This window comes from Faecalibacillus intestinalis, from assembly GCF_015097455.1.
GTDB lineage: Bacteria > Bacillota_I > Bacilli_A > Erysipelotrichales > Coprobacillaceae > Faecalibacillus > Faecalibacillus intestinalis.
In genome coordinates, this window is record NZ_AP024085.1 from 1,959,042 (window position 1) to 1,971,026 (window position 11,985).

An 11,985-nucleotide genomic window follows, 5' to 3' on the forward strand; every position below is an offset into this window, starting at 1 on the left:
GTCAATTGTTTTAAGCAGAAATTAATTCTTGATCCAAAGCCTCTAAAGCCATAATAGCATCCCAACAGAAACTTTCTTTACCAACATATTCATCAAAATGATTACGTTTAAATTGAATCATCACTTCTTCTTGAACACCACTGAATTTAATGATACAGTTTTGTACTTTTAAACGATCAACGATATCAAAGAATTCATGAATCCCTGAATCATCAATAGAAGGAACACCTCTCATTGAAAAAACAATAGCTTCTAATGAATCATCTAATTCATCTAAAACATGTATCATTTGTTCTTGTGTTCCAAAGAAAATAGGACCACTTAAATACATAATTCTTGTTTTTTGATGATGATGTTTTAAATCTTTTCCTACACGATCTTTATCAATATCACGTACTTCTATATGTAAATGAGAATTATTTAAAACAAATAAAATAATTGAAACCATGACTCCAATACCAATCGCAACAGTTAAATCAAAAACAACAGTCGCACACATTGTAATTAAATATTGTGAAATATTTGTTTTAACTTTATTATGAAATAATGTTTTTATTTCTTGCCAATCATTCATACGCCAAGCAGTAACCATTAAAACACCCGCTAGTGCAGATAATGGAATACGCGACATTAAAGATCCAAGTAAAAACATTGAAATTAAAATAACAACTGAATGAAAAACACTGACTAATCTTGTTTTTCCACCTGCTTTAATAGCTACAGATGTTCTAGCAATTGCAGCTGTAGCAGGAACGCCACCAAATAATGGAATCAACATATTTCCAATACCCTGTGCCATTAATTCACGATCAGCATTTAATTTTTCATTTTTCATTTTACCAGCACTTGCTCCACATAAAAGTGATTCAATCATTCCAAGTGCAGCAATACTTAAAGCAGGTAACATTAATTGTGTAATTGTTCCAAGTTGAAGTGAAGAAAAAGATAATCTTGCTTCTGGAAATAAAGTACTTGGAATTGTACCAACTTCATGAACTGGTAAATTCATACATAATTGACAAATTAAAGCAATGATAATTCCAGCTAGTGAGGAAGGACAATATTCTCCCCATTTTTTAGGCCAAACAAGCATGATCACAACCACTAAAATTCCAAAGAAAACAGTTGGAAGTGATACAGGAAAACCTAATTTTAAATATGAAAATAGTTTTTCTAAAGCACTTGAACCAACAGAAGTTGTTCCAAAGAAATTATCGATTTGTCCTAATGCGATAATAATCGCAATCCCACTTGTAAATCCTGTAATAACACTTGTTGGAATAAAAGAAACAATTTTTCCAAATTTAAATAATGAAGCAATAATCAACATACATCCAGATAAAAAGCTTGCGATGAAGACACCTTGTAAACCATATGTTGTTGAAAGCCCAATTAAAATAGCTGACATTGCACCTGTTGGTCCAGAGATTTGGTAACTTGCCCCCGATAAAACACCAATCACTAGACCAGCAATAATTGCTGTAATTAACCCAGCACCTGCATCAGCACCACTACTTACACCAAACGCTAAGGCAAGTGGTAAAGCAACAGCAGCTACTGTTAAACCTGCTAAGATATCTTGTAAAAGAGTTTGCATGTTATAACTTTTAAACTCATTTTTCAAGTCTCTTATATAATCTTTAAACATAAAATCCCCCTTTTTTACCCCGTGTCATTATACACATTTAAAGAACATTTGTTAAGAATTTATCGATATAAAAAGGACGATGTTGAACCATTATCCTTATAAACATTATGATTTAAAATATTTTTCTATCTCTTTTACTTCATCTTTAAGTATATCTAAAAACTGAATTGCTTCTTTAAATGTCATTTTTAGCTTTATCATTAGTTTTCTTATATTTTTAATTCTTTCATTTTGTGTTCCTTTTTCAACGCCAATTCAAATTCCTTTATTTAAATATTCTTTTTCTAGATGCTTTTTTTCATCTATTTTACAAATACTCACTTATCCATCTCTTTTTTTTGCTGCTTATGGTAGTATCCATATTAAATAGACCTTTTCCATTCCATCATAGTTTTGATCATCATGTTCCTTTCCCCAATGTGTTGTCTGTATTCTTGATAAATATGCATCTCCTCTTGTTATGAGAGAATATTTTGGATAGGCATCATTTTGTATTTCTACTTTAAATAAATTCTTTTGATAGTATGATCTAATTGTGGTAAATCAATACATCCAAAGAAATCAAACCTGCCTGTTCCATATCCTGGTATCGTATTTTCATTATTTAATCTTTGAAAACGATGCTCATCTTGTACAATTTCGATAATCTCTTCAATACTTAAATGTTTTGTTTCTTCAACAAACTCTTTGATGATTTTTGATAACATTTCTTCATGACTGATCATCAATTTACAATTTTGATCCAACATAATTTTATGCTGACTAAGTGTATCTTTTATTAGAGCATCCATGATTTTGTCTCCTATTATATATCGTTATTTTTTTACCTTTTTTCTTTAAAAAAGTAAAAAAAAATTACGAAACAGTGTTTCGTAATCATTCTTTATTAGCTATGATAAATTTCTTCATCTAACATATTTTCTTTTTTAGCAACAATCACTGAAGTAGCGGCATCTCCTGTAACATTGAGTGAAGTGACTAACATTTCAATTGGTCTATTGATTGCTAGAATTAATGAATAAGCAAGTAATGCTGCATCATTTGTATAACCCATTCCTGTTAGAATTGTAAAGAGAATAATAGCACCTGCTCCTGGTGCAGCTGGTGTTCCAATAGAAGCAATTAAAGCTAAAATAGCGATAATCGCCATAGACATAAATGTTACTTTATATCCTGAACTTACTGCTACAAACATTGCAGCAATAACTTGCATAATGGCTGTACCATCCATATTTACTGTCATACCTAATGGTAAAACAAAGGATGCTATTTGATCATGAACTCCTAATTCTTCTACTGTTGTTTTTCTATTTAATGGAAGTGAAGCTGCAGATGATGATGTTGAAAATCCAAATAAGGCAACTTTTGCAGCTTTTTTCATAAATGGTTTAGGATTTACTCTAGCCATTGTCATTAAATAAATTGGATAAGCAACAAATAAATAAACAAATAAAGCAATAATAACGGTAACAACATAAGCTAATGCTGGTTTTAATGAATCAATTCCATAAATAGCAAAAGTTCTTGTTAGTAAACAAAAGATTGCAAATGGAGCAAACTTATTAATAACAAATGTTAAAAATAAACTAATAATTTTAGATACTTCTTCAAATACTTTTTTCAATGTTTTAGTTTGTTCTTCTAAAGCATTCATTGATAAACCTGTTACAACTGCTAAAAAGACAATAGCAAGTACATTACCATTTGTTGTAAAAGCACTAATAAAATTATTAGGTATAATTGATACAATAATATTTAATGGATTAGAACCTGCTGTTCCTTGTTGAACAGTAATCTTTCCTGCATCAACAGCATTAAATAAACCTAAATGATAAACAACAGTACTTACAACCCCTGCAAAAATTAAAGCGCAAACTGTTGTTGTAAAGAAAGTTAAAATTGTCTTAGAAGATATTCTTCCTAATTTCTTTGTATCGGTAATTGTACAAATCGCAAGTGTAATAGAAACAAATACCATTGGTACAATAATTAATTGTAATGCATTTACAAATAACTGACCGATTATATAGAAAATACCAATCGCACTTGTTGCACCTTCTGCTGTAATATCTTGAAATAAGATATTATTAATTGTTTTCCATAATTCTCCTTGACCACTTGAATTTAAATGCTCTCTAAATATAATGCATCCAAATCCAGCAATTAAACCACACACTAATGCAATCAGCATTTTTTTTGCTAATTGCTTTCCATTACTTTGTTTCATAATTATCCTCCTAAAAATCCCCAAATTGCCAATATTATACATGATTTTTCATAAAAAACAATCCCTTTTATTAAATATATAAAAAAAATACGATTTCTCGTACTTTAATCACCTATTATTTTCTTTATTTCTTCTAGACTAGCATCTTCTATTAACTTCTTAAATATTTGAGCATATTGATATTCGGTAAGATCTTCAAGCCATTTTGTTTCTTCATTTAAATATTTGCTTTTGAAAAGCTTTAATACAAATTCAGCTTTAGCTTTTATTTCAGCTTCTACTGCTGCTTTCATCTTTGCTTCAGCAAGTTGAGCATCTAACTCTTTTTTCATATCATCATAGCGAGCTAACTCATCCCATCTTGCTTTTTTTACAATATCTCTTCTTCTTTTAATATCTTGATGATCTATTAATACCAATTGATCATTTTCATAAGAGACTAACGTTTTATAATCTATGACTTCTTCTCCATCAAAGAACACTGTATTGAATAAAGAAGCAAATACTTCATTATCTCTAAGCAGTGTTCTAGCTGCTGTATCACTTGTCATTCCACTATGAATAATACTATTCCTCTTTCTTTTTTTATTTATTTTTACTACACTTGATTTATAACATACTTCACCTATCTTTTTGTTTCAAAAGTTATTTACAAAAAAATAGGTTCATTTTGAACCTACTTTTTCAAGTTTTGTTTAGCTTGTTTCATACGTGTTTTACATTCATACATATTTTTATCTGCTTGATTCAATAATACTTTTAAATTAGCTTCTTGATAATTAATAGAAAGTGCATATCCATAAGCAAATTCAATATATATTTGTTTACTTAATTCATTATAACGATTTGCTTCATCTTGAACCTTTTTAATAATAGATTTCACTTCATCTTCACTTACATCATTTAATAAAGCAATAAACTCATCTCCACCATATCTTCCTACAAAATACTTTTCTGGAATAGATGTTCTTATAATATGAGCAAAATTCATAATAAGTGTATCTCCAGCAATATGACCTAATGTATCATTTACTTCTTTTAAATCATTTAAATCAAAAATAATCATTGCTGTTGGCTTTTCAAATTGATGATATTCTATTAAAAGTTCTTCCACACGACTTCTATTTGGAAGTCCTGTATGTAAATCAATATAAGCTAACTTATTAAGTTCTTTATTCTTTTTCATGAGAACAACCGCAGAAATAGACTCTCTGATAATGATACAAATTATTAATGTACAAGTAACAATAAGTCCTTTTTCAATCATATCAAGTTGAGAAGCACAATATTGAGAATACTCTTCAGCAGCACTTACTGTTTCATCAGCAAGATAAAAATAATTCTCACTCATTTCAATAATATTTGTATTTTCATAACCGTCTTCTCTTACTTTTTGAATTTCTTCTTTTAAAGAAATCCATGATTTATTCAATTCAACTAATTTCTTTTGATATTTTTGATCATTTAACTTTGTGAGTTGATATTTTCCTCCGCCATCCATCAAACCATCAAAAATATTATCTAAATACCTTATTAAACTATTATTCTTATTACCTGATATTTCTAACTTAATTTCTCTTTGTGTCGCTCCTCGAATAATGCCTGCATAGTTAATAACTCTTGCATTTCCTTGTATCTTATTAACATCATTCATCATAAAAATAGTCAAAATTACTAAAATTATAATTAAAAAACCTTGTAAAAATCTTTCAATCATTTTATTTTTACTTCGTTTTAACTTCATCCGGTTTATCTCTTCTCTTAAACAATTTTATCTTATCTATTTACATCATACATTCTTTTAGTTTATCAGGTATAGCTTCTATTAGATAAGTAACAATATCTTCTTTAGAAATAGGCATATCATTTAAAACCCATTCTACAGTCATATCTACAGAACCTCTACAATACATTTTAAGTAAAAAATCTATATCAGAAGATAATGTTTTTCCTGTATTTTTATGTATATATTCTTTATAAAAATCATAAATACAACAAAAATCATAATGAATAAGATTATTATAATCATTAGATTTAAAAGCTTCTTTAAAGAAGGCATGTTCTTGTTCAATAAAAGCAAACTTTAAATTTAAGGCTTCTTGTAAAGTACCACCTTGATTCATTTCTTCAAATGATTTTAAAACTAATTTTTCAAAATACCAATTAACTAAATCATATTTATCTTGAAAATGTCGATAAAATGTTTGTCTGGTTTTTCCTGCTGTTGAAACAATATCTGTTACAGTAATTTTATCTAAAGGCTGTTTTTTTATTAAGCTTTTGATTGCTTTAGCAAACAAAAATAAAGTTTCTTCGTTTTTCATAATAGACCTCTATAATAAATAATCATATTTTTCTATTTCATCAGTTTGTGCTAAAACAAGGAAAGTATCATTTAATTCTATTTCTAAATTAGGATCTACAGGAACTTCTAACTTATGTGTATGAGGATTTCGTTTACCTAAAACATTGATACTATAAAGTTTTCTTAAATCTAGTTGTGATAATGTTTTTCCTACCCATGCTTGAGGTACTTTCATTTCAACAATACAATTTTCTTCATCTAATTCAATTAAATCTTTAATATTTTTTCGAAGTAATGTTCTTGCTACTTTTTCTCCCATTTCTTTTTCAGGACGGACAACATAATCAGCACCTATTTTTTCTAAAACAACTTTAAAACGTTTGTTTTTAGCTTTAACAATAACATAAGGTACTCCCAGTTCTTTTAGATTCATTGTAGCTAAAATACTATCTTCTAATCGATCTCCAATAGCAACAATTCCTACATCCATATCATCTAATCCTAAATCTGATAAAAATTGAAAATCTGTGACATCACCAATAACTGCTTTTGTCGCAAAATCAGCCACTCTTTGTACATTTTCAGGATTTTTATCAATTGCAATGACTTCTCTACCATATTGAGAAAGTGTCTTTACAAGTGTAGAGCCAAAAATTCCAAGCCCTAATACAACAAATTGTTTTTCCATCTCATTATCCTATTAAGATATGTTCTTTTATATAGTTCACATCTTTTCCTTTCTTAGCGTTATATTTTCTTACAAAAATCAAAACCATCGTAATAGGACCAATACGTCCTATATACATCAAAATAATTATAACAATTTTTCCAACAAATGTCAGTGTTGGTGTAAGACCCGCTGTTAATCCTACTGTCGCAAAAGCAGAAAAAACTTCAAAAAGTAGATCAATAAAATCTGCCTGCTCACTTATTGATAAAATAAATAAACCTGTTAAAGCAATCGCAAAACTAATCAACATAATTGTTAATGCTCTTTTAACAATTTGATCATCAATTGTTCTTTTAAAAACATGAATATTTTCATCACCACGCATTAATGCACGGACGTATAACAATCCAATAACAAAAGTTACCGTTTTAACACCACCAGCAGTTCCTGCAGGAGAACCACCGATAAACATAATAATAGACATAAAAAACTTCGTTGCTTGATGTAAAGAAGCCATATCTACTGTCGCAAATCCAGCTGTTCTAAGTGTTACTGATTGAAAAAAACTTGCGAGTATCTTTTGTGAAAATGGTAAAGATTTTAATGTTAGCGGATTTTGAAATTCTAATATGAAAATAACGGTCATTCCTCCAAAAATTAAAACAAATGTAGAAATCAATGCAATCTTTGTATGTAAAGATAAAGATTCTAAATACCTTTTCATTTTAAAATACTTAAAATGTTCTCTATAATGAATCAAAGATAAACGTAAATCGATCCACACAACAAAACCTAAACCACCAGCAATAATCAAACCACAAATAACTAAATTGATCCAAACATTGCCTACATAAGGAACCATTGAATTATTTCCTAAAATATCAAATCCAGCATTACAAAATGCTGAAATTGCATGAAATAAACTATAATAAATTCCTTTAAGGATTCCAAATTGTGGAATAAAAACAAAAGCAAGACAAATTGCTCCAATAAGTTCAAAACAAACTGTATATTTAATAACTCTTTTAATATAAATACCTGTTTCATTTAATGAATTTCTATTTAAAGCTTCCTGCATGACAATCTTATTAGCGTAGGTTAGTTTTCTTTTTAAAAGAACAAAGAACATCGACATCAGTGTTAAAAATCCTAACCCACCTATTTGAATCAATAAAATAATGACTATTTGTCCAAAAAGCGTATATTCACTAGCTGTTACATGAGTCACTAAGCCTGTTACACAGGTTGCTGAAGTTGCAACAAATAGATGATCTAAATAACTACTTGTTGAATGAATGGTATGACTCATTGGTAAACTTAATAAAATCGATCCTATTAAAATAACCGCAAAAAAGCTAAAGCCAATTCTTCTAACTGCTGATATACCTAGTTTTTTATATTGTTTATGAAGTGTTTTTCTTTGCATATTTTCCCCTCAGTTCTATTAAAAAAAGACATGTTTCCATGCCAATTTAAAACAAATGATAATAAGCCAAGTTCTGTATTAGATAATCATTTATCTACGTTTACACGTCCTCTATCCCGTTCAATTCCGTTTTAAAGGTTCCCCTACCAAATTTGGGTTTCTGCCTTGCGGAGCTTTCCTCTTTTCAGCCATAGTTTCCTATGGAATTGTCTCTGTGGAGCCATTTATGAAGTTCTACCATAGTTGCCCTTAGGTTTTCCTTCTGTCGTTAGTTTACACTACCCTCACTTATTGATTCGTGAGGCACAAACACTACAATCATCGCAGATTGTGGCAGCCTGGACTTTCCTCTACTTCAATGAAGCAGCGATTATCTGTCATTTGTTATTTATTTTGAAATACTGCTTTTTCTAATAATGATAATCTTTTTAAGATATCTACATTGGAAGAAACATTATCTTCTAATGCTCTTAAGTTATCATCTTGTAAAGCTTTTTCTCTTTCTAATCGAGCTATCATAGCTTTTTGATCAGCAAGACGTCTTTCAAGCTGTTCTATTCTATCATAAGAATTATTCAATAGTCCAGCAAAAGCTTCATAATCTTTTACAACTTGATCCAAGAAGTGATCAACCTCATCCGCATTGTACCCTTTAAAATCAACTTTAAATTCTTTACTGACAATTTTTTTTGGACTTAATACGACTTTATATTCCATGCTTTTCAACTCCTTTACCTCATTGTACCAATTTATTTCCTTTTTTCAAGATAAAATATGATTTCTTATCAAAGAGTTGTTATCACAAAAAAAATATGTGTTATAATACCCATATATATGCAAATAAAAAGGAGTTTCTATGGTTAATTATCCAAATAAGAAAAAAAATAATCATTATACATCTATGATTGAAGGTAAACATAATACTGCTCACCGTGGAATGAACTTAGAAGAAGATATTAACTTAACAAATGAATATTATTTATCACATGATATTGCAGTTATTCATAAAAAACCTACCCCTATTCAAATTGTCAAGGTTTCTTATCCAGAAAGAAGTTCAGCAAAAATAGTAGAAGCTTATTTTAGAACCCCTTCAACAACAGATTATAATGGTATTTATAAAGGAAAATATATTGATTTTGAAGCAAAAGAAACAAAAACATTATCTTTTCCCTTTACGAACATTTCTTTACATCAAATTAATCATCTCGATAAAGTCATTCATCATGGAGGAATTGCTTTTTTAATTATCGCCTTTACAAAAGTGAATGAAGTTTATCTCTTAGATGCTTCTTTTATGGTAGAAGCATATAGAAAAAACGATCGTAAATCCCTTCGTTATGAAACAATAAAAGAAAAAGGTCATTTGATAAGGCAAGGATTTCTTCCTCGTCTTCATTATTTAGAAATTATTGATCAATATTATTGTGAGGTATTTAAATGAAAAGACAAACAAAAAAATTAAATTCAAAAAAAATCATTCAAGTAGTAACAATGCTTATTCTTTGTTTAATCTTAGTTTTTGCATGTATATTTGGTTATAGTGTATATAAGGATACAGCTACTTTTGATTCTAAAAAACTGTTATCCTCTGGAGCAAGTGTCATGTATGACAGTAATGGTGATATTATGTACACTTATGGTAGTCAAGAAAACGGTACACGAAAAAATGTGACCTATGATGACTTACCACAAGTTTTAGTAGATGCCATTGTAGCTGCTGAAGATTCTCGTTTCTTTGAACATAATGGTTTTGATTTACCACGTATTGTTAAAGCGGCATTATCTAACTTAAAAGCGGGAGATATTACAGGTGGTGGTTCTACCATTACTCAACAGTTAATCAAGAAAACATATTTCCCTGATGCTCAAAGAACTTACTCACGTAAATTTAGTGAAATTATTCTTGCTATTCAAGCAGATAAAGCTTTAAGTAAAGAAGAAATCTTAACTCTTTATTTAAATAAGATTTATTTTGGTAGAAGTACAAGCTCAATTGGGATTGCTGCTGCTACAAAATATTATTTTAATAAGGATGTAAGTGAATTAACACTTCCAGAAGCAGCCATGCTTGCAGGTAGCTTAAATTCACCTTATAACTATGATCCTTATTATTGTTTAAATAACGCTACAAAAAGACGTAATACTATTTTAAAACTCATGGTTAAACATGGTTATATTACTCAAAGTGAATATGACGAAGCAGTTAATACAAAGATTGAAAATACACTTTGTGCTTCACCTACAACCAATAATAACACACTTGCTGCTTATGTTGATATGGTAACAGCTGAAGTTAAAAAAAGAACAAAACTTGATCCTTTAAAAACCCAAATGAATATCTATACTTATTGTGATGTTGATACTCAAACACTTGCGAGTGCTTTAGGTAATGGTGAAAAATATAGTTATAGTGATGAAGATATGCGTATGGGTGGATCTGTTCAATCAAGTCAAGATGGTCGTATCGTCGCTGTTATTGGTGGTCGTAATTATAACTTTGGAAATTACAGCTATGCAACAAGTAAGCAACAACCCGGTTCTTCTGTAAAACCGTTTTTAGATTATGGTTTAGCTTTTGAAAACTTAGATTGGTGTACTGGTAAAACATTAGAGGATACACCTTATTCTAAAGGTAAATTTACTCCTAAAAACTGGGATAGAAAATTCCATGGAACTGTTACACTTACAAGTGCTCTAGAAAATTCTTGGAATATCCCAGCCATTAAAACTTATGAAGAAGTGACTAAAGAAATCGGTAAATCAGGCGTTACTTCCGCAATGGAATCAATTGGTATTGATATGTCCAGTGAAAGTAATGTAACCAATTTATCTTATGCTATTGGTGGATGGAATAAAGGAATTTCTCCAGTTGAAATGGCAAGTGCCTATGCAACGATTTCTAATAATGGCTTATATACTGAAAGTCATACAATCAATTATATTGAAGTTGTTCAAACTGGTGAAAGATATGAGATTGATAAAGAAATTCAAAACAATGCTAAACAAAGTGACTATTCCAAAGCTAGTGCTTATATGGTAAGACAAGTGATGTTAGATTATACTAAAAATGGTAGTGGTAACTATGCATACTTATCTGGTCTTTCTAATGTCGGTGCTAAAACAGGTACTTCTAACTGGGGCAGCAGTGCTAAAAAAGGCATGGCTGGTAAGAGTCGTGATTTATGGATGACTGCTTATAATTCTAATTATATTTGTTCTGTATGGATGGGATTTGGTCAAGAAGGTATTGAAAAAGGAAAAACAACCAGTCGTTATAAAGCTTATCCTGGTAAAGTAGTACAAACTTTATTAAAGCATCTACAAAGTAAAAAAGGAGATAAATCATATCCTTCACAACCTTCTACTGTTGTAAAAGATGGAGATGATTATTATAAAAAAGGAACTAAGCATGAAGGACATGCTGCAATAAGCGAAGAAACAACTGAAGAAACACAAACAGAAGAAAATCAAACCAATACAAATGAAAATCAATCTTCTGAAACTAATAACAATTCAAATAATCAAAACAACAATTCAAATACAAATACTGAAAATAATGGTTCTTCTAATAATGGAACCTCAACAGATAATAGTGGTACTTCTAGTGGTACTACTGGAGGTAATACAAGCGGTGGTTCTTCTGGTGGTAATAGTAGTAGCTCAAGTGGTGAAAGTAGTCAACCAAATCCAAATACGAATCAATAAA

11 protein-coding genes and 1 other RNA gene are annotated in these 11,985 nt (G+C 29.7%); 2 read left to right on the forward strand and 10 right to left on the reverse strand.

Annotated features, from left to right (window positions below; translation table 11 throughout):
• Positions 1-10: 10 nt before the first annotated feature.
• From Fi14EGH31_RS10575 to Fi14EGH31_RS10620, 10 genes are all read right to left on the reverse strand, one after another.
• Positions 11-1,648, reverse strand: a complete 1,638-nt coding sequence (locus Fi14EGH31_RS10575; RefSeq protein ID WP_200764794.1) for a SulP family inorganic anion transporter — start codon at positions 1,646-1,648, stop codon at positions 11-13.
• 497 nt (positions 1,649-2,145) lie between these two features.
• A complete protein-coding gene (locus Fi14EGH31_RS10580; RefSeq protein ID WP_117787508.1) occupies positions 2,146-2,439 on the reverse strand; it encodes a hypothetical protein in 294 nt (97 codons plus the stop codon).
• A 95-nt stretch (positions 2,440-2,534) separates the two neighbouring features.
• Positions 2,535-3,875: a dicarboxylate/amino acid:cation symporter gene (locus Fi14EGH31_RS10585; protein ID WP_022001815.1), complete on the reverse strand. Its 1,341-nt coding sequence runs from the start codon at positions 3,873-3,875 to the stop codon at positions 2,535-2,537.
• A gap of 104 nt (positions 3,876-3,979) precedes the next feature.
• Positions 3,980-4,426, reverse strand: a complete 447-nt coding sequence (locus Fi14EGH31_RS10590; RefSeq protein WP_200764795.1) for a hypothetical protein — start codon at positions 4,424-4,426, stop codon at positions 3,980-3,982.
• 125 nt (positions 4,427-4,551) lie between these two features.
• Entirely contained in the window at positions 4,552-5,619 is a 1,068-nt protein-coding gene (locus Fi14EGH31_RS10595) for a GGDEF domain-containing protein (RefSeq protein ID WP_022001817.1), read from the reverse strand.
• A gap of 40 nt (positions 5,620-5,659) precedes the next feature.
• Positions 5,660-6,199, reverse strand: a complete 540-nt coding sequence (locus Fi14EGH31_RS10600; RefSeq protein WP_022001818.1) for a TetR/AcrR family transcriptional regulator C-terminal domain-containing protein — start codon at positions 6,197-6,199, stop codon at positions 5,660-5,662.
• A gap of 9 nt (positions 6,200-6,208) precedes the next feature.
• Positions 6,209-6,868 carry a potassium channel family protein gene (locus Fi14EGH31_RS10605; protein WP_022001819.1) on the reverse strand — a complete coding sequence of 220 codons (660 nt, stop codon included), beginning with the start codon at positions 6,866-6,868 and terminating at the stop codon, positions 6,209-6,211.
• Between the two features lie 4 nt (positions 6,869-6,872).
• Positions 6,873-8,276 carry a TrkH family potassium uptake protein gene (locus Fi14EGH31_RS10610; protein ID WP_022001820.1) on the reverse strand — a complete coding sequence of 468 codons (1,404 nt, stop codon included), beginning with the start codon at positions 8,274-8,276 and terminating at the stop codon, positions 6,873-6,875.
• A 57-nt stretch (positions 8,277-8,333) separates the two neighbouring features.
• Positions 8,334-8,658, reverse strand: an RNA gene (rnpB, locus tag Fi14EGH31_RS10615) — RNase P RNA component class B.
• A gap of 2 nt (positions 8,659-8,660) precedes the next feature.
• Positions 8,661-8,993 carry a DivIVA domain-containing protein gene (locus Fi14EGH31_RS10620; protein WP_022001821.1) on the reverse strand — a complete coding sequence of 111 codons (333 nt, stop codon included), beginning with the start codon at positions 8,991-8,993 and terminating at the stop codon, positions 8,661-8,663.
• 139 nt (positions 8,994-9,132) lie between these two features.
• Here Fi14EGH31_RS10620 and recU point away from each other — a divergent pair, with 139 nt between their 5' ends.
• Positions 9,133-9,720, forward strand: a complete 588-nt coding sequence (gene recU / locus Fi14EGH31_RS10625) for a Holliday junction resolvase RecU (protein ID WP_022001822.1) — start codon at positions 9,133-9,135, stop codon at positions 9,718-9,720.
• Positions 9,717-11,984, forward strand: coding sequence for a transglycosylase domain-containing protein (locus tag Fi14EGH31_RS10630; RefSeq protein ID WP_022001823.1), 2,268 nt, complete (start codon positions 9,717-9,719; stop codon positions 11,982-11,984). Before recU ends, Fi14EGH31_RS10630 begins: the two co-directional genes overlap by 4 nt.
• Position 11,985 lies beyond the last annotated feature (1 nt).

Excerpts from the sequence above, each read along its gene's own strand:
- Fi14EGH31_RS10575 (WP_200764794.1), bottom strand. The coding sequence starts at position 1,648 with ATGTTTAAAGATTATATAAGAGACTTGAAAAATGAGTTTAAAAGTTAT.
- Fi14EGH31_RS10580 (WP_117787508.1), bottom strand. The coding sequence starts at position 2,439 with ATGGATGCTCTAATAAAAGATACACTTAGTCAGCATAAAATTATGTTG.
- Fi14EGH31_RS10585 (WP_022001815.1), bottom strand. The coding sequence starts at position 3,875 with ATGAAACAAAGTAATGGAAAGCAATTAGCAAAAAAAATGCTGATTGCA.
- Fi14EGH31_RS10590 (WP_200764795.1), bottom strand. The coding sequence starts at position 4,426 with ATGACAAGTGATACAGCAGCTAGAACACTGCTTAGAGATAATGAAGTA.
- Fi14EGH31_RS10595 (WP_022001817.1), bottom strand. The coding sequence starts at position 5,619 with ATGAAGTTAAAACGAAGTAAAAATAAAATGATTGAAAGATTTTTACAA.
- Fi14EGH31_RS10600 (WP_022001818.1), bottom strand. The coding sequence starts at position 6,199 with ATGAAAAACGAAGAAACTTTATTTTTGTTTGCTAAAGCAATCAAAAGC.
- Fi14EGH31_RS10605 (WP_022001819.1), bottom strand. The coding sequence starts at position 6,868 with ATGGAAAAACAATTTGTTGTATTAGGGCTTGGAATTTTTGGCTCTACA.
- Fi14EGH31_RS10610 (WP_022001820.1), bottom strand. The coding sequence starts at position 8,276 with ATGCAAAGAAAAACACTTCATAAACAATATAAAAAACTAGGTATATCA.
- Fi14EGH31_RS10620 (WP_022001821.1), bottom strand. The coding sequence starts at position 8,993 with ATGGAATATAAAGTCGTATTAAGTCCAAAAAAAATTGTCAGTAAAGAA.
- recU (WP_022001822.1), top strand. The coding sequence starts at position 9,133 with ATGGTTAATTATCCAAATAAGAAAAAAAATAATCATTATACATCTATG.
- Fi14EGH31_RS10630 (WP_022001823.1), top strand. The coding sequence starts at position 9,717 with ATGAAAAGACAAACAAAAAAATTAAATTCAAAAAAAATCATTCAAGTA.